This window comes from Eubacterium ventriosum (assembly GCF_025150745.1).
Taxonomy (GTDB): domain Bacteria; phylum Bacillota; class Clostridia; order Lachnospirales; family Lachnospiraceae; genus Eubacterium_G; species Eubacterium_G ventriosum.
On the sequence record NZ_CP102282.1, the window covers coordinates 2,579,336 to 2,605,810 of the forward strand.

A 26,475-nucleotide genomic window follows, 5' to 3' on the forward strand; every position below is an offset into this window, starting at 1 on the left:
AACTCTAATTAACTCCTAAATATCTTTTTCATTATTTTCGCTGTCGCTTCTTTACAATAACAAGCCTAAGTAAAATCTACGTAAAAATTTTAACATAGTTTTTACTTTTATACTAGATAAATATCTTTTTTTTAATATTATTTCGATTTATTAGTACTTTTCCACAAAATTTGCATAAAGATACTGCTAATTTTTTTCAGTTTGGTTTTAAATATACGCCTCTGCAATCCTTTGGAGAATTTTTGCTTAATATAATTTCCATATGAATTTCTTATTAAGAAAAAAAATGTGGGACATTTTCTTACATCCCACACTTTTTCTTAACAAAATATTTACTCCATTATTTTGTATTTTTTCATTAATTCTTTCTGATAAGACTCATCTTCTGCTGATTTTTCAAGCTCATCATATTTCTTTTCTGACATTAATGCTTTGATTAACTTATTAACCTGACCGGATCCCTGAGCTTTTCCTTCTGCAATGCCTTTTCTCCAACCTTCGGCAAGTCCTCTCTTATACTGTCGGTCCATTTCTGTATTATATGACATGTATATTACCTCCAATGCCTATTTTGTCTATCGAGTTATCCTATGGACATCTTTTCCCATAATCCTATATTATAAGCATTGTGACAAAATTTCAATCATTTCATCAACATTTTCTTTTGTTATAACAAGAGGTGGTACCATTCTAAGCACATCACATCCTGCTGATATAACAAGAAGTCCTTTTTCAATGGCTTTATTTACAGTGTCTATAACAGGTGTTGTAAGAACAAGTCCCTGCATAAGTCCTTTACCACGTCTTGCAACAACATTGTCATACTGTTCCACTAATTTGTCCAACTGTTCTTCCAAATAATTGCTTACTTCATTAACATGTTCAAGAATATTCATTTCTTCAAACAAATCAAATACTTTTGAAACTGCTGCTGTTGCCAATGGATTTCCACCATAAGTTGTTCCGTGATCTCCCGGAACTAATGAATCACAACACTTCTCCCCTGCAACAAATGCTCCAACAGGAACACCACAGCCTAAAGCCTTGGCTGTTGTAATAATATCAGGTTTAACATTATAATGCTGGAATGCATACATCTTTCCTGTTCTTCCCATACCACACTGGATTTCATCACAAATCATTATAATGTCATTGTCATCACAAATCTTTCTGACTCCTTCCATAAATTCCTTAGTTGCCGGATAAATTCCACCTTCACCCTGCACAGGTTCAACAATAATGGCACATGTTTTTTCATTTATCAATGCCTTTACACTGTCTAAGTTATTAAACTCTGCAAACTTAATTCCTGAAATCATTGGCCCAAAAGGTTCCTGATAATGTGAGTTACCTGTTAATGCCAAAGCTCCCATTGTTCTTCCGTGGAAAGAATGATTCATTGCAATAACTTCGTGGTCTGAATTTTTATCTCTGTCATAAGCATAACGCTTAGCCATTTTTAATGCACCTTCAATAGCTTCTGCACCACTGTTAGTAAAGAATGCTTTCTTAAGTCCTGATGCTTCCACTACCTTTTTTGCTGCTTCAATGGCAGGCACATTATAATACAAATTAGATGTGTGTATAAGCTTGTCAATCTGAGCCTTTAACGCATCATTATATTCTTTGTTTCCATATCCTAATGCAAATACAGCTATTCCTGCTGCAAAGTCTAAATATTTCTTTCCATTGACATCATAAAGATAAACACCTTCACCTTTATCTAATACGATTTTAAATCTGTTATATGTATGTACAAGGTACTGTTCTCCCTGGTCCATATATTCTTTATCTGTCATTTTACTTTCCTCACTTTTATTAACGTTTTATTTGTTTAATAAGTCAGTATAGAATTTTTCCTGTTCGTCATCTAAAATTGCTGTACCAACACCTTTATTTGTAAAGATTTCAAGAAGAATACTATGTGGAATCCTTCCGTCAAGAATATGAACTCTTGATACACCATTTTTTATAGCATCCATACAGTTTTTAATTTTTGGTAACATTCCGCCGGCAATTATACCATCTTCAATTAATTTTTCTGCTTCTGAAACTGTCATTTCTGAAATAACTGTACTGCTATCATCTTTATCCATATAAACACCTTCAGTATCTGTTAAGAATGCAAGTTTTTCTGCTTTTACTGCTTCTGCAATTGCACTTGCAGCATCATCAGCATTAATATTGTAACCATGATAATCTTCATCTAATCCAATAGGACAAATAATTGGTAAAAAGTCATCTTCAAGTAATTCTAACAAAATTTCTTTATTTACATGTGTAACTTCGCCAACATATCCAATATCCTGGCCTTCTGATAATTTTTTCTTTACAGTGAGAAGTCTTCCGTCTTTACCACTGATACCTATTGCACGTACTCCTAACTGTTCAACTATCTGAACTAATTTCTTGTTTACGCTGTTAAGTACCATTTCAGCAGCCTCTAAAGTATCTTCGTCAGTTACTCTAAGTCCGTTAATGAATTGTGTTTCCATTCCAAGTCTGTCAATATGACGGCTGATTGCTTTTCCGCCCCCATGAACGATTATTGGCTTGAATCCTACTAATTTAAGAAGTGTAATGTCCTGAATTACGCTTTTCATAAAGTTTTCGTCAAGCATTGCGCTTCCGCCGTATTTTACTACGATGATTTTTCTGTTGAATCTTTGTATGTAAGGTAGGGCTTCAATTAGCACGTCTCCTTTTTCTATCCATTTGTCCATGTCCAGCTGCTGCTGTTGTCCCTTCATTATCATTTTCGTCTCTCCTTTCGGTATCGTGCAACAAGTTTTTTCCAATCTCACACGAAATTTTTTTATTGCAAACACGTTGCTATTCTTATTTTGCTCCGCCGCCTATTGTAAGACAAAAAACAAAACTCGCCTTTGGCTCAAACAGTTGTTTTTTGCCTTACGCTATGCTCGCAAAATTTCGAATATCTGCCTATTGTTTGCTCACAAAAAATTTTCGTGTGAGATTTATAAATAACTTTATTTCACTAGTACTCCCGACTTATTATTTGTTTTTTATTTGTTTTTGTTGATTGTTTTACTCTTCATTGTCGTCATCTACATAGTTGAATTGTAGTTCTTTACCGTCTGTTCCGTAGATGCATGCTGCATCGCTTATTGTTGAATCTACGTAGTTGTCTTCTCCTTCACATTCATATGTGTTGCAGTAGTATCTGTATTCCAATCCTGATTTACCTATGTATCTGACAAAGCATTTATATGTGTCGTTGTTGTTACAGTCTACTGTTGTTTTTGCTGAACCATAGTATTGGTTATCTTCCGCATTGTATTTCATGTCCTGACTGTATACAACTTTTCCATCTTTTGAGAAGCATATTTGCGGTGTGTAACCACTTACTTCGCTTTCATTCACTGTAAGGTCTAGATTTTCTATTTCCAGTGTTGCTTTACCGTCCGATATGTCCTCATTTGATTCATAATTATCTTCACAAGTTACATTTTCCTGTAAAATGGTATCCCAATTGAAAAAGTCTTCGTAATCACTGTATTCATCAGCATTAATTGTTGAACTTTTTGTAACTCCATTTGTTTCAAATGTAAAATGAAATAATGTGAATACCTGTTCATAAGGCACTGTTACGCTTCCTATGAATTTGCCTTTTTTCTGCTTAAGTTTCTGGCTGTATTTGCCAAACGCTACTTCTGCTTTTGTATCTGCGGTATATTCCTTAGGTGTAACCGCAAAATGTATTTCTACTGTTTTGTTTTTTGCATTACAGTTTTTGAATTTTATTTTTAAAGTGTCTATACTCTGTGACTGTTTCTTTATAGTTTGTTCAAGTTCATCTATTCTATCTTCCCAGTTTGTATCGTCATCATAGTAATTTTGTTCATTATTATTGTTATTATTATTCGCCTGATAGTTTGAGATTACATTTGTAAGATTATCCATTGAATGTTTTACAAACACTAAAGCTACAATGGCTATGATTATTAAGACAGTAATAAATACATTGGTTTTATTCTTTGATTTATTTTCTTCCATTCTTTACTCCTTCGTTTATCATTGTCCCTTTTAATTATGCTTTAAGCCTTAGCTTCTGTAGTCTGCGTTAATGCTTACGTATTCATGTGTCAAATCACAGCCCCACGCTGTTGCTGTACAATCACCCATTTTTACGTCTGCAATGGCTGTTACTTCATTTTCTGACAAAATCTTTGTTGCCTTTGCTTCGCTGTAGTCTGTAGCCATTCCGTTTTCTACTATTTTAAGTTTGCCTGCTTTGCTTTCAAAATAAATATCTACTTTTTCAGGATCAAACTTGGCTGTTGAATATCCCATTGCACAAAGGATTCTTCCCCAGTTAGCATCGTGTCCGTAGATTGCCGCTTTTGTAAGGCTTGATGTTACAATTGATTTGGCAAGTGTTACTGCCTGTTCTTTGCTTTCTGCATTTACGATTTTTACTTCAAATAAAGCTGTTGCACCTTCTCCGTCTCCTGCTATTTTCTTAGCTAAAAATTCATTTACTGCGTGAAGTGCCTCTACGAATTTATAATAATCTTCATTTTTCTCTGTAATTTCAGGGTTGTCTGCCAAACCATTAGCTAATAACAATACTGTATCATTAGTTGATGTGTCACCATCTACTGAAATCATATTAAATGTATCTTTAATGTCACCACTTAATGCTTCGTATAACATTGACTTTGAAATTTTTACGTCAGTCATTATAAAACCTAACATTGTACACATATTAGGATGAATCATTCCTGAACCTTTGCACATTCCTCCGATTGTGCATGTTTTTCCGCCAATTTCAAATTCAAAAGCTATTTCCTTTGGAATTGTATCTGTTGTCATAATGGCTTCTGCTGCCAAATGACCACCATCTAAACTTTCGTCTAATGTTGGTGCAAGTAACTGGATTCCTTTTGTTATTTTGTCCATTGGAAGCTGGGCTCCAATAACACCTGTTGAAGCTACAAGTACCTGTCTTTTTTCTATATCTAATGCTTTAGCTGTTGCTTCTGCCATTTGTTCGCAGTAATCCATTCCTATTTTGCCTGTACATGCGTTGGCTACACCACTGTTACATACTACTGCATGAACATAATCTGATGTGTAAATTGTATCTCTGTCCCAGATTACAGGGGCTGCTTTTACCTGATTTGTTGTAAATGTTCCTGCGGCAACACATGGTATGCTGCTATATATCATTGCCATATCTTTTTTGTCTTTTTTAATTCCGGCTTTTAAGCCCATGGCTGCAAAGCCTTTTGGAGCTGTAACGCCACCTTTGATTTTTTTCATGGTTAAATTCCTTTCATTTAGTTTTTTGCTGGTTCTATGTTCAGCTCGATTACGTGCTTCGCACTTCATCGGGGTGAACTTTTAGTTTTTTTGCTAATTCTATGTTCAGCTCGATTTCGCACTTCGTGCTTCATCTCGCTGTGTTTATGTTTGTTATTACCTTGGGAATGAAGTTTTCTTTCAAAAGGAACTGTGTTCCTTTTGAAACCACAGCTACTGCTGTGGTTTTGTACAAATAGTAATGGGCATCCTTGCAAGCAAGCTTGCAGATGCCTATTTCTATTTGTACAGAAATCTTCTGTATTTGTGTTTTATGGGAACATTGGTACTTGTTGTAAGCCTTCGTTTTCCGGTAATCCAAACATTATGTTCATGTTTTGCACTGCCTGGCCTGCTGCTCCTTTTACCAGGTTGTCCATAGCTCCCATCATTATTATTCTTCCTGTTCTTTCGTCTACTTTGAAGCTTACGTCCACAAAGTTGCTTCCTTCTACCCATCTTGTTTCAGGTGGTGTGCTATTTTCGAGTACTCTTACAAAGTATTCGTCTTTGTAGTATTTGTCGTATACTGCTTTTACTTCTTCATATGTCATTGTTTTCTTTAATGTGGCATATGATGTTGCAAGGATTCCTCTCTGCATTGGTATTAAGTGTGGTGTAAAGTTTATCATTACTTCTTCACCTGCTGCATAGCTTAACTGTTCTTCGATTTCAGGTGTATGTCTGTGTGTTGCAACACCGTATGCTTTGCAGTTTTCGTTTACCTCACAGAATAAGTTGTTTACTTTTGCTCCACGTCCTGCTCCTGATGTTCCTGACTTAGCATCTATTATTATTGATTTTGGATCTACCAATCCTTCTTTTACCATTGGATATATTGATAAGAAGCTACATGTTGGGAAGCATCCCGGATTTGCTATTAATCTTGCATCTTTTATTTTGTCTCTGTTTACTTCGCATAATCCATATACTGCTTCTTCTATAAACTGTGGGCTCTGGTGTTTGATTCCATACCACTTTTCATATGTAGCAACATCTTTTATTCTAAAGTCTGCACTCAAATCTATTATTTTTACTTTTTTAAGAATTTCTTCATTAACTAATGAGCCACATAATCCCTGTGGTGTTGCTGTAAATATTACATCTACTGCGTCAGCTAATTCTTCCATATTGTCATCCATGCATTTTGCATCTACTATCTGAAACATATTTTTAAATACATCTGCATATTTTTCATCAACGTAGCTTCTTGAACCAAACCAGACTACTTCTGCCTCTTTATGCTGCTGTATTAATCTTACTATTTCTGCTCCTGCATAACCAGTTGAGCCTATAATACCAACTTTAATCATAACTAACCTCTTTCATTATTAATATGTAATTCTTTTTGGGTTAAATGTTTTGTTATTCAATCCATCTCTTTATTTTAGTATTTTCCTTATTAAAATACAACATTTTTATATGTGCATTAATAAATATACATCTTTTGTGTATATTATGCAAGCATTTTGCATAAAAATGCATAATAACACATTTTTTTCTTGCATTTTATGCATATATGATGTATAGTATCACGTGAAAAGGAAAAGTGGATGCAATATTCCGCTGTTTATTATATTTATTTTTATGGAGGATTTTAAAATGGCAAAGGAAAAAGTTATTCTTGCTTACTCAGGCGGACTTGATACTACTGCTATCATCCCTTGGTTAAAGGAAAATTATGATTATGATGTAGTCTGCTGTTGCGTGGACTGTGGACAGGGAAATGAATTAGACGGACTTGAGGAAAGAGCTAAGTATTCAGGTGCTGCTAAATTATATATAGAAGATATTACTGATGAATTTTGTGATGATTACATCATTCCATGTGTTCAGGCAGGTGCTGTATATGAAAACAAATATCTTTTAGGTACTTCTATGGCTCGTCCTGGAATTGCTAAGAAGTTAGTTGAAATTGCAAGAAAAGAAGGTGCTGTTGCCATTTGTCATGGTGCTACAGGAAAAGGTAACGACCAGATTCGTTTCGAACTTTCTATTAAAGCTCTTGCTCCTGATATTAAGATTATCGCTCCTTGGAGAGACAGTAAGTGGAAATTACAGTCACGTGAAGATGAAATCGAATATTGCAAGCAGCATGGTATTGATCTTCCTTTTGGAACTGATCAGAGCTACAGCCGTGACCGTAACCTTTGGCACATTAGCCATGAAGGTCTTGAACTTGAAGATCCAGCTAATGAACCAAACTACGACCACCTTTTAGTTTTAGGAGTTTCTCCAGAAAAAGCTCCTGATGAACCTGAATATGTTACAATGACATTTGAAAAAGGTGTTCCAACATCAGTTAACGGAAAGAAGATGAAAGTTTCAGATATTATCCGTGAATTAAACAGACTTGGTGGAAAACATGGCATCGGTATTATTGATATTGTTGAAAACCGTGTTGTTGGTATGAAATCACGTGGTGTTTATGAAACTCCGGGTGGAACAATTCTTATGGAAGCTCACAAGCAGCTTGAAGAATTAGTTCTTGACAGAGCTACAATGGAAACTAAGAAGGATATGGGTAACAAGTTATCACAGATAGTTTACGAAGGAAAATGGTTCACTCCTCTTTGTGAAGCAGTTTGCGCTTTCGTTAAATCAACACAGGAATATGTTACTGGTGAAGTTAAATTCAAACTTTACAAAGGAAACATTATCAAGGCAGGAACAACTTCTCCATATTCATTATATAGCGAAAGTCTTGCATCATTTACAACTGGCGAATTATATGATCACCATGATGCTGACGGATTCATTACATTATTCGGCTTACCACTTAAGGTTAGAGCAATGAAGATGTTAGAATTAGAAAAAAATAAAACAAATCAGGAATAATTAATCAAAATTAATTAAATGATTCTTATAAAAATATCCGATTATTGATTTTTTTCAATAGTCGGATATTTTTTATTTTTTACCCCTATAATTTTCATGCACTTTTATCACTTTCTATAGTTGTAATTTCTTTACACCCCTACCTTTTTATAGTAGAATATAGATATTAATGTAAAGACGGTTAGAAATCGTTTTTTTATTGTTTATATTTGAAAAATACTAATGTTGTTGTATCTATATTCTGAAGGCAATAACATTTCAGACTTTAAATAAAAGTACAAATTTATAAAGGTTATTAATATGAAAGATTCAATTATAAAATTTAGAAGTTTTTTGTTAGCACATATTAAGAATCCAAGTTTGCAAACACTTATTAAAGGCTTAATAAGTTACGAAATGCTTACTTATGTTTTTTTCGGCATTGGTACTGCCATTGTTGACTACCTTGTATTTACTTTTTTTAATGCAGGTAAGGTCAGTGCCCTTATTGCCAATATTATTTCAACATTTTGTGCTATCATTTTTTCTTATGTCACAAATAAGCGATGGGTGTTCAAAAGTAAGACCAGCGGTTTTATGGAAGTTCTACATGAGTTTTTGCGCTTTGCCAGAGCCCGTATAGCTACTTTAATAATGAGCGAAGTTATTATTTTTGCTTCAGTTGCTATTTATGGAAATAACCAAAAAGTTAACCAGATTTCAAAACTTATTTCTATGGTTCTTACGGTTATTTTAAATTATATTATCAGTAAATTATTTATTTTCAATGATAGAAAGGAGCTTATTAATGAAAACAAATAGTAAAAAGTTTTCTATTAAGGATTGGTTTGAAAAAAATAAGTTATATATACTTGCTTTTGTATTGCCTATTTTATCTATGTTAATAGTCTACTATTTTAAGGATATTTTCCCATTTGGTGACCAAATGTATCTTCGAAGTGACTGTTATCATCAGTACACACCTTATTTAGAAATACTTCAACAGAAACTTAAAGACGGGGGAAGCCTTTTTTATACTTGGGAAATCGGCGCCGGTATGAACTTTATGGCGGTTGCCGCTTATTATCTTACAAGTCCCCTTAACCTACTTGCCATTATCTGGCCGGGTTATATGGCTGATATGGTAAGCTTTTTCATCGTATTAAAGATGGGACTTGCCGGATTTTCAGTATGCTACTATCTTACAAAACGTTTTGGTCAGAAAAATATTTCTTCCGTAGTTTTCGGTATGGCATACGCTTTATCAGCTTATTTTGCAGCATTTAGCTGGAACATTATGTGGCTTGACTGTATGTGGTTACTTCCATTTATTGTTCTTGGTCTTGAAAAATTAGTTAACGAAAAGAAATGCAAAATGTACTGCATTTCACTTGCACTTGCAATTTTCTCTAACTATTACATTGGCTTAATGATTTGCATTTTCAGCATTATTTATTTTGTTTACTTATTCTGCATTGTTGAATTTGATGAAACTGTTGAAAAAACTAAAGCAAGACTTCTTATTTTAAAAGACTATGCAATTTACTCAATACTTGGCGGTGCTCTTGCAGCATGCGTTATCTTACCAGAGTATTTTTCATTGTTAACTACTAAGTCTGCTGATTCAAGTTTCCCAACAACTTTGGAAGAAACTGTTTCAATGCTTTATATGATTTTCAGATCATTAATATGTGTTCCTGTTGCAGATTTAAAATATTATCCTGAACCTAATATTTATTGTTCAGTAGCTATTTTTATACTTATTCCATTATTCTGGATGTGTAAAAAAATTAATGTTAAAGAAAGAATTGGCAAAACCGTTATTGCCTTGATTATGCTTTTAAGCTTTGGTCTTAACATCCCTGCATATATCTGGCACGGATTCCATTTTCCTAACAGCTTGCCTTGTAGACAGTCTTTCCTTTATATTTTCCTTATTCTTACTATGTGCTATGAGGCATTTCTGTATATTAGGGAATATGAGCCAAAACATATTGCATGGGCTACAGGCGGTTCAGTAGCTTTGGTATTTTTACTTGACCAGTTATTTAAAGACGCTTCCATTTTCAGCGATTTGGAAATTGAGACAAGCATTGTAAAGATTATTTACTTTAGTCTTTTGTTTATAGTTGTATATGCCTGTCTTATTGTCTGGTATAAGAAAGCACCTAAGCTTAAACCTTTCCTTTCATATTTGATGGTTCTGATTGTATTCTGCGAATTAACTTTGAATATGAATGTTACAGGTATTCCAAGTACATCAGGAAGAAAAGGTTACTACGAAGCTACTAAGGCTTACGACCAGTTAAATAATATTACTAAGAAAGATGCAGATTCCCAGAATGTTAAATATTACAGAACTGAATCTGCCGTTCACACTACAAGAAATGATGGTGCCCGTTTTAATTACAATAGTATTTCAACATTTTCATCTGTATTATCTGCTAATATTCAGGATTACTTTGATTCAATGGGATTACAGACTTCATACAATGCATGTTCATACTATGGTCATACACCACTTACAGCATCATTGTTCTCAATAAAATATGAATATTCAACAGGAGAGCCATCTCTCCCTAATAATGTATCATTGCTTAACAGCGCTTCTTACAATTTAGAAAGTGGTGGAAATTCAACTGTTTATGCATATGAATATAATAACACATTACCATTAGGCTTCTTAATTAATTCAAGTTCAATTGCAAAGATGAACTCTGAAGCCGGTGATCCATTTACAATGCAGAATAACTTTGTAACTTCTGCAGTAAACGGCGGACAGATGATTTTCCATAGATTAAAGACAGACGGTACTAATTCAATTACTGCTCAGTATAATCTTGAAGAAAATGATACAGCTAATAAGAACGGCACAAAAGTTTATGATGTATACTTCTACTGCGAAACATCTGCTGAAACTTTAACTGCTACTGTTTCTAACGGAAGCATTCAGGACAAGTCTTTTGTTTCAAGTAGTGTTACAACTTCTACTTCAAAAACTTTTAATTCTGCTAACCAGAATTATATTTGTCATCTTGGAAATGTTCCTGAAGGTGCAACAATTAGCATTTCCGCAAGTGATAACACAGCCATATCAGCCATGTACGCTTATGCATTTGATGAAACTGCCTGGGAATATGACTACAATCTTTTAAATGCTAATCCTTATCAGGTAACATCATTTAGCGATACAAAGATTGAAGGAACACTTACAACAGACAAGGGCAATTTGTTATACACTTCAATTCCTTATGACAAAGGTTGGTCTGTATATGTTGACGGACAGAAAGCTAATACAACAGCTATATGCAAGGGTGCTCTTACAGGTGTAATGGTTACTGCCGGAACACACCAGATTACATTTAAATATACTCCTAGAGGATTCTTCCAGGGAATTATAATTTCAATAATTTCACTTTTAATTCTGTTGGGATTAATATTTAAAGACCGCATATTAGAATTAATCACAGGAAAAAAGAAAGGCTCAAAAGTACCTTCAAAAAAACCACAGGTTCAAAAAGCTGTGGCAAATGAAGAGCCAAAAGTTTCAAAATAAGAACAATAATATATTGATTATTTGTAATTAATATTACTAAAAACCACCCGTTGGATTCGGGTGGTTTTCTTATTTTTCTCAAATTACTGTAATAAATAATTATTTTTCAGTTTATTCTCCATAGTCTGCACTTCCTAATTGTGAATCTGAATCTGAACTCTTATTGTTTGTCTTCTTTTCTCTTTTCCAGTGTTATAGTCAATATTCCACCTGCTGTAATAAAGAAAACTATCATCCACAATGTTATGTTACTGTTCTCACCTGTTTTTGGAGTATTATTATTCACAGATGTTGTTATGTATTGTGTTTCAGTTTCTGTTGGATTAACCATTGTTATCGTTTCTTCTGTAGTTGCTTCTGTTCTTGAAGTTGTCGATACCTGTTCTACTGTAGTTGCTTCTGTTCTTGAAGTTGTCGGTACCTGTTCTACTGTAGTTGTTTCCTGATTAGTTGTAACCTGTTCTGTTGTGGTCGTTTCAGGGATAGTTGTTGTAGTTTCAGGAGTTGGCTTTAACTGAAGGGCCTTAATTGCATCTTCAATCGCTTTTGCCATTGCGTCAACTGCTAACTGTTCAGTATAGTCTTTATCACGAACAACTGCATCTATAGCTGCTGTTACCGCATTAAAATCTATATAATCTTCTTTATTTAAAACATTCGCCTTGGCAATAGCTTCATCTACTTTAGAATAATCTGCCTGAAACAGATATTTTTGATTATATGTTGAATATATAAGGCTATAATTAACATTGTCCCAAACCTGTCCAATGACATACATAACTCCTAACTGATTTGAACTGTCAATAATAAATGCCGGATATGTTGGAAAATGAATTTCATCTCTATCGTACAACTTCTGTGGAAGTGTATCTGTGTTTCCGGTTTTAGGATTTATGTAATATATACAAATATCTTCCTGTTTAAATTCTTTTACCCTTCCATCTTTATCTTTCCAGATTCCATCTGTTGATTTTTCATAGTCCTCGCCATCTATTGTAATATTGGTTATATTTGTATTTAATGGTTCATATAGAAGTGCTGTAATATATGTCGGAATACCGTCTTTAGACACTATTGAATACTTAGTATCTCCTGTTTTTGAAACATCTGCTAATTCTGTATTTACCAAACCATTCTGCTCATCATTAGAAATCTTATAAATCTTTCCATTATTGTAATATGCTATTCCCGGAATATCAGAATCAATAACTGATGCATATGTGCTTCCATCTGTAAGTTTTTTTACATCATTTCCATTGTCTATAGCCATCTTTAATGTGGACGATTTATATTTGCCAAAATAATAATTTTTCTTCACAACTTTTTCAGCCATTACATCATAAATATTTATCTGCTCAGTTGGTTCATCCCAAACCGTCACTACATCATTACCTACTTTTGCAATTGCATAAGATGATATGTAATTACAATCTCTTGCAAAGACCATTGGAATAAGCCTTCCATTTTCATCAGTACTATTATCTTCTGAATAAAATGTATTATTATCAGGGTTATAGTAAAAACCTTCTATTCCATATGCTTTCTTGTCTTCTGTATCATAGTACACTATCCATGATACAAGAAACTTTCCATCAATCTCTGTTACCTTCGGAGTATATGTACTAATATTCTCTGAATCATAATAAGAAACATTAGTATTTTTAAATTCAACATTTGATGTACTGTCAAAGACAGCAAGAGATACTCGCATAGATTTTGCAATATCTTCACTGGTACTTGATTCTGTAAACTCTTTAGTAGCATTTGTCCAAACAATTATGCCCTTATCATTACCTGAATATACAAAAGGTTCCATATCCAAAGTACCGTCATCCTCAACAGATACCGGTACTGACCATCTTTCGTCTGTACCTATGGCATACACAACTTCAGGACAATTAATCTCACTCCTATCTCCTTTATCCGTAATGAAAGCCATTATTTTTCTTGTAGTATTAGGAATAGATGTCAACGTTATTTTGTCCTTACTATATGTGCCTTCCTGTAATAACGTATTAGAAACATTACTGTCCTGAGCAGATATTATGGCAGGCATAGTGCCAACTAACAACGCAACAGATAATGTAAGTGCCACAAACCTTCTCTTAACATATTTTACCCTTTTCATAAAACTCCTCCTTTACTTAAACATTTACAATTTCAAAGTTCATTCTTAAGTCTTGTCCGTTTGACTCATTTTTCATATGTAACTTGAAATTAATCCGTATCATCTGTATCTAAAATAATTTTACAATATGAACTTGTGAAAGTAAATACGAACGTTTTGCAAAAGGGAGCATATCATTTTTAAACTTCTCTCTATCTTTTTATATTGTACCGCCAAAGAGAAGATGACTGCAAACAATAGGCAGATTTTCGAAATTTTGCGAGTATAGTGTACAGCGATAAACTTACTGTTTGAGCCGAAGGCGAGTTTAAGTTTTCGCTGTACAATAGACGACGGAGCAAAATAAGAAAATCAACGTGTTTGAAGGCATCTTCTCTCTGCGATACATAAAACAATAGGGAGCATATAATTATATGCTCCCTTCTTACAATAATTACTATTTCTTGTTTAGTTCCTTTGAAATCGTGTTGTACACTGTCATTAAATTTACAGCTTTCACATTTTCATCTGTTGACAATTTAATCTTCTTTGCCTGATCATCATTAAAGTTTACATCTATATCTTTCAGATATTTAGAATACTTGTCATTAAAATATGTCTGCTGTGCATTCTTTATGATTTCTTCTTTGTTTTTTTCTGTTTCAGTCTTTAAATAACTGTTTACACAATATACAAGATAATAATCTTTTCCATCCTGTATAATGCTGCTTATTTCCGAATTGCTTAAGTTAAAAGCACTCTTTTCGTATGTTTTAGTGGCCTCATTTTTCTTTAATGTTTTCTCAAACACGTTATCTTCACTATACTGCTTTGCTTCTCTGGCAAATGTCTGATAACCACCTTTTACAAGGTCTGTAACTGTTTTAAGTGTGCTTTTAATCTTGTCTTCTTTAGTATTGTCAGTATTCATTCTGATGTACTGAATCTTCATTACTCTTGCTTCTTCATCGCTAATCTTTGCGTCTGCTTCTGCTGCCAGTGCATCGTAAACCTTGTCCGCCAAATAATAATTCTTATACAAGCTTTCCACGTTTTCCTGTGAAGCTCCGGTATATTCTTTTTCCTGACTTGTTAAGGATTTATAATACTCTGCCGCTTTAGTCTTAATCATACTGCTTTCATCTGTTGACAGGGAAATATTTCTTTCCTTTGCCATTGAAGCTAATGTATACTTAACTGTTATGTCTTCTTTAACCTTTTGCATTACATATGACTGCAGTGTCTGATTGTCGCTTACTTTGGCATTCCAATCTACTTTGCCACCAAAGTCTGCCTTGTAAGTTCCTGCTGTATCCATAAGAACAAGCATATATTCCTGTTTTGAACATACTTCTTTGTCTATTTTAAACATTTCACTGCTGCCAAGCCCCACTATCTTGCCGATAACAGGTGTTTTTGAATTAAAACTGCATCCAGTAAAACTGCTTACTGACAATGCCACAACCAAACCTAATGCTACTATTTTCTTTTTCATAAGTTCTCCTTACATTCGTATTATATCTTCCAAAATCGTATTAACATTCTCTGCTATGTGTTTAGCTGAACGTCTTACCTCACTGTCTGCCCACTGCATTGCATAACTAAAATATGCATGGCCAAACATTTCAATGTCATTGTATCCGCCGCCAAAAACGACTGTATCTTCTTCTGATGAATTAAACACATGCTGTAAAACCTGAATGGCATTACCTTTTGTTACATACTTTGCTGTAAGATATAGCTGTTCAGGGTTGGAAATTGCCACATTTGCATTCTTTGAGAATTTCTTATAGAAATACTCATATGAAGTCTGGTCAAAGCCTTTCTTTGCAAAAATAGTAATCTTGTTAATTTCACCCTTCATTGACTTTGTATCTTTTTCCTTTTCAGGTTCAATTCCCATTGTTCTCAAATAATTAATAAAATCAATATCTCTTGTTGTTACAACTGCATTTCTCTCACCTGAAAATAATAACTTATAATCCCTGTTCTTTTCCAGTTCATTTGCCACTTCAAGACACACAAGTCTGTCCAATGGAGTCTTACTTATAACTTTATCACGATATATAACTGATCCGCCATCATTACATATGTACACAATGTGGTCCTTTGCTTTTCCAAACATAGGATATACTGCGTCATAATTACGTCCTGTTGCCACAGCAAAATAGACGCCTTTTTCCTTTAATTCCATTATCAATTCAATGGTTTCTTCCTGAACCATCTTTTCCCCGTTAGGAACTAATGCTGTTTCTAAATCACTAACTACAAAATTAATCATTACTTCACCATTTATTTTCTTATTTGTTTAACTGTTGAATATTTTCCATAAACATATATGCCTGACATATTCCTGTAGGCCATTACTTTATAATAATACGTCTTTCCTTTCAAAAGTCCAGTATTATTATAAGAAATTTTTGTCTGTTTTTTTATTTCTTTTATTTTTGTATATTTTCCTGTTTTGCTTTCACTTCTGTAGATAACATATCCACTGGCACCAGCCACCTTTTTCCAATAAAGTTTTGCACCTTTTGCAGTTGACTTTATTGATGTTATTTTCACTTTGGCTGGCTTTGGATATGCCTTTGAAGCCTTAGACTTACTTCCCTTATAAGTTGTCTTTCCAACCTTCTTATACCCTTTTATTTTATAATAGTATTTCTTTCCCGTTACAAGATTTTTATCTTTATAAGACACTGTAGTTCCACTTACTTTGGCTATAGTCTTATATTTTGAACCGGAAGTTTTTCTATATATCCAATATCCTGTTACATCACCAAGTTTGTTCCATGTAAGTTTAATACTATTGTATCCATTGTTTGTTGCCTTTATTGTAGCTGTTCCCGGTACAACCTTAACCTTACATGTAACTTTTTTGCCATTGGCAGTTGTAGCTGTTACTGTACATTCTCCAACTGACTTTGCGTAAACATTTCCTCTTGATGTAACCTTTGCTATTTTTTTGTTAGATGACTTCCATGTAACATTTCCATCTGTTGTATTATTTGGAGTTACTGTAGCCTTTAATTTTTCTTTTGTTCCATTTTTTAAATTTAATGTTGTCTTGTTAAGTTTTATACCTGTTGCATGTATACTTTTTGCCAAAACCTTTATTGTTGACACACTACTTTTTCCTGCTGCAGTAAAACCGTGTATTGTTACAGTTCCTGCGCCTATGCCTTTAACATTTCCTGCATCATCTACTTTTGCTATTGCCGGGTTGTCTGACAAATAATAAACTCGTTCAGATGTCTTTAAAGTTGTAGGAAGCTTCAATGTTCCTGCTTTTGCAATAGTATATTCACCTTTTAAGTTTACATATGCTGCCGAAACATATCCTGTGTATTTTTTTCCATCTTTCACAAAACTAACTTTGTACCAATACGGATTACTTAGCCATCTTACTCCATATTCAATGTCTGTATTAGAAACTTCTGTAACTGTAACTGCCTGATTCTTTGGTAAAACAACAACTGCATCATACGAAGTTGCAGGACCTTTTCTAATATTTACGTCACTATTTGCCACACCTTTTTTGTTTCCACGTATTCCAAGTGTAATTGTATTACTTTCACTTGGCATATTATTAAATACAGGTATAACAAATGTTTTGGCATGAGCTGCTATTCCAAGGCTTTGGTAAGCATCTGCCGTTGACGCTGCTTCTGATGCGGCACCTGATATGTTAGTCATATATTGGTGTGTATAAATTGAATATGTACCATTGCTCTTCACATTAAATCTTTGAAGATACATAGTATTCTGTCCTGCGTTAATGTACTTTTCACCTAAATACTGTGCCCCACCTAAAATAGATTTCTCTGGTGTGTTCCAAGGTCTTTGATAAGTACTTCCTGACTTTGCCCATTTTAAACCGTTGGCAATTGGATTAGCACTTGATGTAGCTCCAATATTATAAAAATTATAAATTCCTGTATATGTCTTTGAATATGTACCTGTAACACTTCCGCTGGCACCCATTCCTGCGTATTTTGAATTAGCTTTAGAACCAATTTCCTGCAAAATTTTTGAGGCAATATGGTACGCACTTACCTTTGCATTCTTTGCAGCAGTCATAATCTGTGCTGAATACAAAGTATTAGTTGTCTGATACTTTCCAGCCGTATCAATGTATCCTATATTGTTTTTATACATAAACGAACCCTGAAGTATTGCTTCAACACCTGCCTGTGTCTGAGATGAACTGTCATATGCCAACTGTTCAAACATATATATGTGGTTTTCATCCAAAAAGTTTCTTGGATCCATAAAATATGCCACACAATTCTTTGATGCACTAACCCATGAAGCTCCATCTTTTGCTATGTACTTACCTGTAGATGCATTATAATCTCCAGCCAGATTTGACTTTAAATACTTACTATACGCATTCTCTATAAGGCTTCTGTTATGACTTGCCTCATTTTCAACGGCTGTAAAAAAATCCACGCCTGTGTTATCCGGTACAAACTTCCAGTTAGGGTATTTATTATGAAGTTTTCTTAAATATGTTTTATAACTAGCTGGAAAACCATTAATGCTTGTCTCAAAAGCGTCTGCTGCCTTAACTGTTGTATCCACTATTCCTGCATAATTTTCCAAACCTGTAACCAATGCAATAATTAATATTACTGCAAGTATTTTCCGTATTAGTCCTTTCTTCAAATAAATCACCCTATCCTTTGTATAACAAGGTTTATGCCTTAGATGCACGAACCTTTACTCCTTTAGTTCCTCTTTTTCCGATTTTAAGCTTCCTTAAATCAACGGTTTTTCCGTTACATTTTACCACCTCATTATCCCCCGTATCAAGAAGGTAAACTTTAGAAACAAAATCTCCATCATTTAGTTTAATACCCTTAACTCCCAATGTAGCCTTCTTCATTTCAGGCACTTCCTTAAGTGGGAATCTTAAGAATATTCCTTCTTCTGTCTGTAGCACAAGAATCTCTCTTGTATACTGTAATTCCTGTTCCTGTCCTACATCCATTGATGCAGTTGTATCAAACAATTCCATCTGTTCAAAATCTAATGGTTCAAAATCATCTGAGCCACCTGTTAACATTACAGGCATTTCTTCAACCTGTTCTTCTGAAATCTGCTTATTTGATACTCTTGTTATTTTAACTGAAACAACCTCATCATCTTTTCCAAGTTTTGTGGCAAGCATTGTTTTTCTGTTTGTTTCAAACTCGTTTCCATCTACTAACTTAATCATACCATTTTTAGTTGTAAACAAAAGTTTCTTATCTTTTATCATATCAAAACTTACAAGTGTCACTATGCTTTCACCTTGGCTACTGTAATTTCCAAGATTATCAATAGGTATCCCTTTCTCCCTAACCTTCTTAGTTGGAATGGCTGATACCTTAATCTGATGAACATTTCCATTATCTGTAAAGATACAAATACTATCTGTGTTCATACATCTGAAATAATATTTATTCTCTTTCGTAACAGATTCAATGTTTCTGTCAAATGCTGCCGGATCAAGAAGTTTTGAATATCCAAACTTATCCTGAACAAAAACAACTTCCTGTTCAACAAAAGCATTCTCATCAAATACAGCTTCCTTGCCATCTTCAATAAGAGTCTTTCTAGGCAATGCATATTCTTTCTTAATGGCTTTAAGATCTTTTTTGATAGTCTTAGTCATTGTTTTTCTATTTTCAAGAATATCCTCATACTGACCGATTTTGTCCATTAGTTCTTCATATTCTTTCTGAAGAGCTAATATTTCAAGTCCTATTAACTTAGATAATCTAAGTTCCAAAATAGCCTGTGCCTGACGCTCTGTAAAAGAAAGATTTCCTGCAAGAATCTCAGACTCAGGATTTTTAAACTTAATATCATCAGTTTTTCCATGTACAAGACATGCCTTAACCTGTTTCTGACTCTGTGAACCTCTGATTATTTCAATAATCAAATCAATAATGTTTGTTGCCTTAATAAGACCTTCCTTAATCTCTTTTTGTTCTAATGCCTTATTAAGAAGTGTTGTATATTTACGCTGTGCCAGTTCATACTGGAAATCAACGTTATATTTTATAATACTCTTAAGTCCCATAACTTCCGGTCTTCCATCAGCTATTGCTAACATATTTACACCAAAAGTATCTTCTAACTTAGTTTTTTTATATAAAATATTTTTTAATTTTTCAACATCGGCACCTTTTTTAAGCTCTAAAACAATACGAATACCGTTTTCATCTGAGCCGTTTGAAATGTCAACAATGTCTGTTGTCTTTTTTGTTTCTACTAAATCAATTACATCTGAAATAAACTTTCCAATACCTGCACCAATCATAGTATAAGGTATTTCTGTTATAACAAGTTTATCCTTTTCTCTGCCTTTGCCTTTTTCAAATTCTAATTTTCCACGAAGCTTAAGCTTTCCTGTTCCGTTTTCGTAAATGTCCTTTAAGTCTGACTTATTGGCTACAATACCACCTGTTGGAAAATCAGGTCCCGGCATAATCTGTAATAATTCTTCAGTTGTAATATTATTGTTATCCATATATGCAATAACGGCATCTACAACTTCTCCAAGATTATGTGTTGGAATGTTAGTCGCCATACCTACAGCAATACCTTCAGCTCCGTTAACCAAAATATTTGGTACTCTTACAGGAAGAACTGATGGTTCTTTTTCTGTTTCATCAAAGTTTGGTACAAAATCAACTACATCCTTATCCAAATCTGCCAAATATACATCCTGTGTAAATTTCTTAAGTTTTGCCTCTGTGTAACGCATTGCCGCAGCACCGTCACCCTCAATTGAACCGAAGTTTCCGTGACCGTCAACTAATGCCATTCCCTTTTTAAAGTCCTGAGCCAAAACTACTAATGTTTCATATATTGAACTATCTCCATGAGGATGGTACTTACCCATTGTATCACCAACAATACGGGCTGACTTACGATGTGGTTTATCATAATTAAGACCTAACTGGTCCATTGCGTAAAGTACACGTCTTTGTACAGGCTTAAGTCCGTCTCTTGCATCCGGAAGTGCTCTTGCACAAATAACACTCATGGCATAATCTATATAGCTTTTCTGCATTACTTCAGAATACTCTGTTTTTATAATCTGCTCTGCCATTTATTTCTCCTAAATATCTAATTCTGCGTCTGTTGCGTGAGTATAAATAAAATTACGTCTTGGTGCAACTTCACTTCCCATTAACATACTTGTTACATCTGATGCCATTTTTGCATCTTCAATTTCTACCTGCTTCAAAATTCTTGTCTCCGGATTAAGTGTAGTTTCCCATAACTGTTTTGGATCCATTTCACCTAAACCTTTATATCTTTGAAGTGTAAATCCTGTATGATGTTTTCTATATTTTTCTAATGCCTTATCATCATATAAATACTCGCCTTCCCCCTTCTTAGGCACAACCTTGTAAAGAGGCGGTGTAGCAATATAAATATGTCCATGAGTTATAAGTTCAGGCATAAATCTATAGAAAAATGTTAATAACAATGTGTCAATATGAGCTCCGTCAACATCCGCATCAGTCATAAGAATAATTTTGTTGTATCTTAATTTTTCTATGTCAAAATCATTTCCATAACCTTCAGAAAAACCACAACCAAAAGCATTAATCATTGTTTTTATTTCTGCATTGGCCAATACCTTATCCATTGAAGCCTTTTCAACGTTAAGAATCTTTCCTCTTATTGGCATAATAGCCTGTGTCTTTCTGTTTCTTGCGCTTTTAGCTGAGCCTCCGGCAGAATCACCCTCCACTATAAAGATTTCACATTCTTCCGGTTTTCTGCTTTCGCAGTTTGAAAGTTTACCATTACTGTCAATTGAAAACTTACTTTTTGAAAGAAGATTTGTTTTTGTTCTCTCTTCTGCTTTTCTGATTTTTGCTGACTTTTCAGCACAACTAATTACATTTTTTAATGTTTCTAAGTTTTTATCAAAAAATAATGTAAGCTGTTCTCCGGCAATTGATTTTGTTACCTTTTCCGCATCCGGGTTATCAAGCTTAGTCTTTGTCTGTCCTTCAAATCTTGGGTCAGGATGCTTTACTGCAACTACAGCCACAAGACCGTTTCTTACATCAGCTCCCGTAAAGTTATTATCTTTCTCTTTTAATATACCAAGTTCTCTTGCATACTGATTAATTGTAGAAGTCAAAATTGACTTAAAGCCTGTAATATGTGTACCACCTTCCTGTGTATAAATATTATTACAGAAACCTGAAATATTTTCTGTAAAATCATTAATATACTGGAAAGCAATTTCTACTTCTATGCCGTCTTGCTCTTTCTTAAAATAAATAATGTCAGTAACTTTTTCCTTCTCTTTGTTCATATCGGAAATAAAAGCCTTAATTCCGTTTTCTTCGTGGAAAGTTACTTCTTCTTCCTCTCCTACCCTTTTGTTTATAAAAATAATTGTAAGATTAGGATTTAAATATGCTGTCTCATGCAATCTGCTCTTAATTGAATCAGCCTTAAAATATATTTTTTCAAAAATCTCTGCATCAGGGAAAAATGAAACTTTAGTTCCTGTATCATTCTTTCGGCACTTTCCTGCTTCTTTTAAATCATAACAAACCTTTCCCTGTTCATATCTCTGGTTGTATATTTTTCCATCTCGTTTTACATTAACTTCAAGCCATAAAGATAATGCGTTAACAACTGATGAACCGACTCCGTGAAGACCTCCGGAAATCTTATAGTTTCCATCTCCAAATTTACCACCTGCATGTAAAGTTGTAAAAACAACTTCGACTGCAGGTCTTCCAACCTGTTCATTAATGTCAACCGGAATTCCTCGTCCGTTATCTTCAACTGTAGCTGAACCATCTTTTTCAAGTGTTACTGTAATCTCTGAACAGTATCCTGCCAAATGTTCGTCAACTGAGTTGTCCACTATTTCATATATTAAATGGTTTAATCCTTTAGTTCCAACACTTCCAATATACATTCCCGGTCTTTTTCTAACCGGATCCAGTCCTTCCAGTACGGAAATGCTATTGCCATCATAATTATTTGCCATTATATTACTACCTTCTGCTATTATTACTGTTATTTTTTTGTTATTTTTCTACTATTCTTTAGTAGCTCTGCTTATGCTAAATTCTATTTCTGTCAAATTCTATTTTTTCTTAAAAAATCCACTTCCAAAATGTTTACGAAGTAGTCTGTCCTCATTTTCAAAATGGGCAAAATCATTAAATCTTTCAACATGATATGTTTTGCTTTTTTCATCATATAAAAGCTGTGAAATACTGCAGTTTTCAATCTGTCTTCCAACTGCAAGCCAGTTCTTATATGGAGCACCCATAATTCCTGTAACCAATGCTCTAAGCACACCACCATGAGTAACTATACAAATATTTTCATAACCTTTCTCAAGGCTGTCCTTTACTATGTCATCAAGTCCTGCCTTAGCTCTTTCATAAACCATCTGGCAGTTTTCTCCATCAGGATAAGTCATATCTGTTGTCATGGTTGAACGCTGTGCAAGATAGTCACCATATTTTTCATCAATGGCTTCATTAGTCATACCTGTCATTGCACCAAAGTTAGCTTCCTGAATTCTTTCTTCAATTACTCTTGGCTTATTAAGATACTTATTAATAATGTCTGCTGTTTCTTTAGCTCTTATTAACTGACTTGAATATACAACATCAATATGATATGTCTGTAATCTTTTTCCAACAAGGTCTGCCTGCTCTCTTCCTTCCGGTGAAAGTTCAACATCTACATTACATAATTTACTATTCTGTCTGCCATGTCTAATTAAATAAATATTCATTTTGCAATCCTTTCTCATCTATGCATATTGATACATGTTCTTTGGTATAACCTTTTTATGTCCTTAATATGCTATTCCTGTATCTTATCCTTATTATTACTGCTTATCAATATACTTAATCATTCCGGGTCCCAGCTTGTCTGTTGGTCTTGCTATAAAACCAAACTTCTTATAGAAATTCTCTCTCCCCACTGCACACATTAAATCAAGCATAATTCTTGTTCCAGGCAACTGAATCTCTTCAACATAATTAATCAGGCTTTCGATAATCATCTGACCTATGCCCTGTCCCTGATATTCGGGAATTACAATAAGGTCCTGTATATAACAGATTACAGCTCCGTCACCTACGATTCGCCCCATTCCAATAGGCTTGTCTCCATCGTAAGCAACCACAGTCAAAAGACTTCCCTTAATAGCTGCTGCCGCCTGCTCCTTTGTAAGACTACGCCAGCTTACAGCCGTTCTTAATTCTAAATATGTTTTTACATCTAATTCGTTATCTTTTAAGTACATTGTTTTTCCCTTTTCAGCCATTTTAACTAATATATTATACACTAGTTTTCCAAGGGGTTCAAGGGTGAAGAAGCTTTATCAGGTTCCGAAATAGGAGAAATGCATATAGTCTCGTCTGCTTCCCCACAGTCCCCTTTCAAAACCGTATTTTTCTAATATTTTTACCAATTTGCAGTTTAATGGTATGGAATATTTGTTTTTCTTTGGTTTCCAAAATGAACCTGCCAAAACTTTTTTCCCATCTATCATATAGTTTTCATTTGAGTTGATGTCAAAGGCAAGTCCAAGGCAATGTTCTGATGTTGAACTGTTTCCACGCCAGTTGTAGCATCCCATTTCATGTATTGGAAATCTTTCTTTGCTTTTATATATTTCTTTAAACATTTCTTTTACCGATGGTGCAATTCCTTTGTTTACTGTTAAATAGAATTTTCGTGTAAACTTTCTTCCTCCCTGCTTGTCCCATACTTTTACAGCTACTGTTGTCACATGTTTGCTTGCCTGTTTTGCATTTTTATATTTTTTATAGTATTTCTTTCCAAAAATACGTTTACATCTGCTTTCATATGACTCGTTTTTGTATGTAAAATAATCGCAATATTTTTCAAATGGACTCATTTCTCCAAGAAGTTTTTTGCCCTTGTAGTTTTTGTATGCCTGTATTTTATAATAATAAGCAACTCCATTTGTTAATTTCTTGTGTGTATATGTTAATTTGTTTCTACTATTGTATGTTTTTAATTTTTTATAACTTCCATCAATTTTCTTAGAATAATAAATTATATATCCGTCAGCTTCACCATTCTTTTCCCATATTATTGTGTTTGTCCTTTTCTTTTTTGATTTTGCACTCTTTACCTTTGTTCCATTAATTGTAACCTGACAGCTTTTATAATTTGAAAATTCACCATAAAACGTTCCTTCATAATATGTAACATATGGTCTGATTTTATAATAATATGTTTTTCCCAATTCAAGATTTTTTTCAGTAAATGTTGCCTGTGGTTCATACTCTTGCCACCAAAATATTTCCGACTTATTTTCAACATTGGAAATCCACTTGTACTCACCGTCAACAGATTCACTTCTATATATTGCATAACCTAAACAATCCTCTGTTTTGTTCCACATAATTGTTACGCTATGATTATTTCCCGCTTTTGCTTCAGTTATTGTAGGAATTTCTAATGGATTTACTATTCCTCCTGTATATACCGGATTACTTTCTATTTCTCTCTCTGTTTCATAATCTGTATACACCGTTGTTATTTTATAATAATATGCCATTCCTTTATTAGGATAATATTCAGTGTAACTATAATCAGGTGTCGTTGTAACATATTCATATGTTCCGTCTTTTGATGTTGCACAATAAATTTTATACTCCTGTCCTTTTAATTCCTCGGATGTTCTCCATCTTATTACAAAATTTCCATTTTCCATCTGACTACTTGTTATAATTGGTGCTACTAATTTAATATCTTGCGCATATACATTTCCTTTTATTCCCAAAATGCATATAACAGCCCAAAATAATATCATTGCTTTTTTTATGTTCTTAGTCATTTGTTTTTTCACTTTCTCCTTCTTTTGATTATTCTTTACAAATTATACCATATTTTTCTTTATTCTCTCCCAAAAGTTATCAATAAAAATCATCATTAAATTTATTCCAAAAAATATTACTACCAACATAAAAATATAAATCATACACTTCTCTGTTCCTATTTTTTCATAATTTAAGAAAAAATATGGATATTTGGGTACATTGATAAACTCTGCCTGACTGTTACATTTGCATCTTATAAAAAAACTGATTATATATACTAGTGGAAAAAGAAGCCATGTAACAGCATATCTCCATCTAAACAATCCTTTAGGCTGAAACAAAATCCAATCTAAAATAAACATAAAAGGAACCACATAATGAGCCAAAATGCTTTCTATTGGAAGTCCAAAAATCCATATACTATTGTTTGTCATCACTATTTTGTATTCAGAAAAGTGATATACCAAAAACGTACAGATAATACAGGATGTTGCCATTCCTTTAAAATAAATCAATGATTTTGCTAAAGTATCTTTTCCTCTGAAATGCTTTATAAGTAACACACACATAAACACTAAACAAAATATATTGCTCCATAACGTAAAAAAGCTAAATTCATGAGCATTATAATCTCTGTCATTTAAGTCGAAATGTATAAAAATTCCTATTCCACAAATAATTATAAATGTAATTCTATAAAATAATTCTAATTTGTTTTTCATTCTATATCACCTGTGTTCCCCTATGTACTTCGAATTTTGTTTTTACATGATTATTATTTACAGATATTCTAAATATATAGTTTCTAAAAAATAGAAAAA

General features: G+C 33.6%; 19 protein-coding genes. 3 read left to right on the forward strand and 16 right to left on the reverse strand.

All coding sequences use genetic code 11. The annotated features are described in order from the left end of the window. Positions 1–332: 332 nt before the first annotated feature. The 6 genes from NQ558_RS11600 to argC all read right to left on the reverse strand — a co-directional run bounded on the left by NQ558_RS11600 (position 333) and on the right by argC (position 6,638). On the reverse strand, positions 333–548 hold the full coding sequence (locus NQ558_RS11600) for a hypothetical protein (protein WP_005360072.1): 216 nt from the start codon (positions 546–548) through the stop codon (positions 333–335). Between the two features lie 69 nt (positions 549–617). Beyond that, positions 618–1,799, reverse strand: a complete 1,182-nt coding sequence (locus tag NQ558_RS11605) for an aspartate aminotransferase family protein (RefSeq protein WP_005360071.1) — start codon at positions 1,797–1,799, stop codon at positions 618–620. Between the two features lie 27 nt (positions 1,800–1,826). Further along, a complete protein-coding gene (gene argB, locus NQ558_RS11610; protein ID WP_005360070.1) occupies positions 1,827–2,756 on the reverse strand; it encodes an acetylglutamate kinase in 930 nt (309 codons plus the stop codon). A 292-nt stretch (positions 2,757–3,048) separates the two neighbouring features. Continuing rightward, positions 3,049–4,017, reverse strand: coding sequence for a hypothetical protein (locus NQ558_RS11615; protein ID WP_005360068.1), 969 nt, complete (start codon positions 4,015–4,017; stop codon positions 3,049–3,051). A gap of 48 nt (positions 4,018–4,065) precedes the next feature. Next, positions 4,066–5,286 (reverse strand): bifunctional ornithine acetyltransferase/N-acetylglutamate synthase, encoded by a 1,221-nt coding sequence (gene argJ / locus NQ558_RS11620; RefSeq protein WP_040446264.1) that lies wholly within the window; start codon positions 5,284–5,286, stop codon positions 4,066–4,068. A gap of 311 nt (positions 5,287–5,597) precedes the next feature. Next, positions 5,598–6,638 carry an N-acetyl-gamma-glutamyl-phosphate reductase gene (gene argC / locus NQ558_RS11625; protein ID WP_005360065.1) on the reverse strand — a complete coding sequence of 347 codons (1,041 nt, stop codon included), beginning with the start codon at positions 6,636–6,638 and terminating at the stop codon, positions 5,598–5,600. Between the two features lie 289 nt (positions 6,639–6,927). Here argC and NQ558_RS11630 point away from each other — a divergent pair, with 289 nt between their 5' ends. The 3 genes from NQ558_RS11630 to NQ558_RS11640 all read left to right on the forward strand — a co-directional run bounded on the left by NQ558_RS11630 (position 6,928) and on the right by NQ558_RS11640 (position 11,698). After that, a complete protein-coding gene (locus tag NQ558_RS11630; protein WP_040446262.1) occupies positions 6,928–8,163 on the forward strand; it encodes an argininosuccinate synthase in 1,236 nt (411 codons plus the stop codon). Positions 8,164–8,463: 300 nt separating this feature from the next. Continuing rightward, the gene (locus NQ558_RS11635) at positions 8,464–8,964 is read left to right on the forward strand and encodes a GtrA family protein (RefSeq protein ID WP_005360061.1); all 501 of its coding nucleotides are present in this window, start codon (positions 8,464–8,466) and stop codon (positions 8,962–8,964) included. After that, positions 8,951–11,698 carry a YfhO family protein gene (locus NQ558_RS11640; RefSeq protein ID WP_005360059.1) on the forward strand — a complete coding sequence of 916 codons (2,748 nt, stop codon included), beginning with the start codon at positions 8,951–8,953 and terminating at the stop codon, positions 11,696–11,698. The genes NQ558_RS11635 and NQ558_RS11640 overlap by 14 nt, the downstream gene beginning before the upstream one ends. Before the next feature lie 160 nt (positions 11,699–11,858). Here the strand turns inward: NQ558_RS11640 and NQ558_RS11645 are convergent, their stop codons facing one another. The 10 genes from NQ558_RS11645 to NQ558_RS11690 form a co-directional block, all read right to left on the reverse strand. After that, positions 11,859–13,826 carry a hypothetical protein gene (locus NQ558_RS11645; RefSeq protein WP_005360057.1) on the reverse strand — a complete coding sequence of 656 codons (1,968 nt, stop codon included), beginning with the start codon at positions 13,824–13,826 and terminating at the stop codon, positions 11,859–11,861. A gap of 436 nt (positions 13,827–14,262) precedes the next feature. Beyond that, entirely contained in the window at positions 14,263–15,300 is a 1,038-nt protein-coding gene (locus NQ558_RS11650) for a hypothetical protein (protein WP_005360055.1), read from the reverse strand. A 9-nt stretch (positions 15,301–15,309) separates the two neighbouring features. Further along, positions 15,310–16,086 (reverse strand): Cof-type HAD-IIB family hydrolase, encoded by a 777-nt coding sequence (locus tag NQ558_RS11655; RefSeq protein ID WP_005360054.1) that lies wholly within the window; start codon positions 16,084–16,086, stop codon positions 15,310–15,312. 11 nt (positions 16,087–16,097) lie between these two features. Further along, a complete protein-coding gene (locus NQ558_RS11660; RefSeq protein WP_156774950.1) occupies positions 16,098–18,473 on the reverse strand; it encodes an Ig-like domain-containing protein in 2,376 nt (791 codons plus the stop codon). 31 nt (positions 18,474–18,504) lie between these two features. After that, positions 18,505–20,910 carry a DNA gyrase/topoisomerase IV subunit A gene (locus tag NQ558_RS11665; protein ID WP_005360051.1) on the reverse strand — a complete coding sequence of 802 codons (2,406 nt, stop codon included), beginning with the start codon at positions 20,908–20,910 and terminating at the stop codon, positions 18,505–18,507. A 9-nt stretch (positions 20,911–20,919) separates the two neighbouring features. After that, a complete protein-coding gene (locus NQ558_RS11670; RefSeq protein ID WP_005360050.1) occupies positions 20,920–22,827 on the reverse strand; it encodes a DNA gyrase/topoisomerase IV subunit B in 1,908 nt (635 codons plus the stop codon). A gap of 99 nt (positions 22,828–22,926) precedes the next feature. Continuing rightward, a complete protein-coding gene (locus NQ558_RS11675; RefSeq protein WP_040446260.1) occupies positions 22,927–23,589 on the reverse strand; it encodes a histidine phosphatase family protein in 663 nt (220 codons plus the stop codon). Positions 23,590–23,685: 96 nt separating this feature from the next. Continuing rightward, positions 23,686–24,126, reverse strand: a complete 441-nt coding sequence (locus tag NQ558_RS11680; protein WP_005360048.1) for a GNAT family N-acetyltransferase — start codon at positions 24,124–24,126, stop codon at positions 23,686–23,688. 57 nt (positions 24,127–24,183) lie between these two features. After that, complete coding sequence (locus NQ558_RS11685) at positions 24,184–25,683, reverse strand: M15 family metallopeptidase (RefSeq protein WP_242652094.1); 1,500 nt, start codon at positions 25,681–25,683, stop codon at positions 24,184–24,186. 30 nt (positions 25,684–25,713) lie between these two features. Then, entirely contained in the window at positions 25,714–26,376 is a 663-nt protein-coding gene (locus NQ558_RS11690; RefSeq protein WP_005360046.1) for a Pr6Pr family membrane protein, read from the reverse strand. Positions 26,377–26,475: the final 99 nt, after the last annotated feature.

Coding starts and splice junctions, on each gene's coding strand:
- NQ558_RS11665 (WP_005360051.1), bottom strand. CDS start 20,910: ATGGCAGAGCAGATTATAAAAACAGAGTATTCTGAAGTAATGCAGAAA.
- argB (WP_005360070.1), bottom strand. CDS start 2,756: ATGATAATGAAGGGACAACAGCAGCAGCTGGACATGGACAAATGGATA.
- NQ558_RS11675 (WP_040446260.1), bottom strand. CDS start 23,589: ATGAATATTTATTTAATTAGACATGGCAGACAGAATAGTAAATTATGT.
- NQ558_RS11630 (WP_040446262.1), top strand. CDS start 6,928: ATGGCAAAGGAAAAAGTTATTCTTGCTTACTCAGGCGGACTTGATACT.
- NQ558_RS11615 (WP_005360068.1), bottom strand. CDS start 4,017: ATGGAAGAAAATAAATCAAAGAATAAAACCAATGTATTTATTACTGTC.
- NQ558_RS11640 (WP_005360059.1), top strand. CDS start 8,951: ATGAAAACAAATAGTAAAAAGTTTTCTATTAAGGATTGGTTTGAAAAA.
- NQ558_RS11645 (WP_005360057.1), bottom strand. CDS start 13,826: ATGAAAAGGGTAAAATATGTTAAGAGAAGGTTTGTGGCACTTACATTA.
- NQ558_RS11655 (WP_005360054.1), bottom strand. CDS start 16,086: ATGATTAATTTTGTAGTTAGTGATTTAGAAACAGCATTAGTTCCTAAC.
- argJ (WP_040446264.1), bottom strand. CDS start 5,286: ATGAAAAAAATCAAAGGTGGCGTTACAGCTCCAAAAGGCTTTGCAGCC.
- NQ558_RS11680 (WP_005360048.1), bottom strand. CDS start 24,126: ATGGCTGAAAAGGGAAAAACAATGTACTTAAAAGATAACGAATTAGAT.
- NQ558_RS11635 (WP_005360061.1), top strand. CDS start 8,464: ATGAAAGATTCAATTATAAAATTTAGAAGTTTTTTGTTAGCACATATT.
- NQ558_RS11650 (WP_005360055.1), bottom strand. CDS start 15,300: ATGAAAAAGAAAATAGTAGCATTAGGTTTGGTTGTGGCATTGTCAGTA.
- NQ558_RS11600 (WP_005360072.1), bottom strand. CDS start 548: ATGTCATATAATACAGAAATGGACCGACAGTATAAGAGAGGACTTGCC.
- argC (WP_005360065.1), bottom strand. CDS start 6,638: ATGATTAAAGTTGGTATTATAGGCTCAACTGGTTATGCAGGAGCAGAA.
- NQ558_RS11670 (WP_005360050.1), bottom strand. CDS start 22,827: ATGGCAAATAATTATGATGGCAATAGCATTTCCGTACTGGAAGGACTG.
- NQ558_RS11690 (WP_005360046.1), bottom strand. CDS start 26,376: ATGAAAAACAAATTAGAATTATTTTATAGAATTACATTTATAATTATT.
- NQ558_RS11605 (WP_005360071.1), bottom strand. CDS start 1,799: ATGACAGATAAAGAATATATGGACCAGGGAGAACAGTACCTTGTACAT.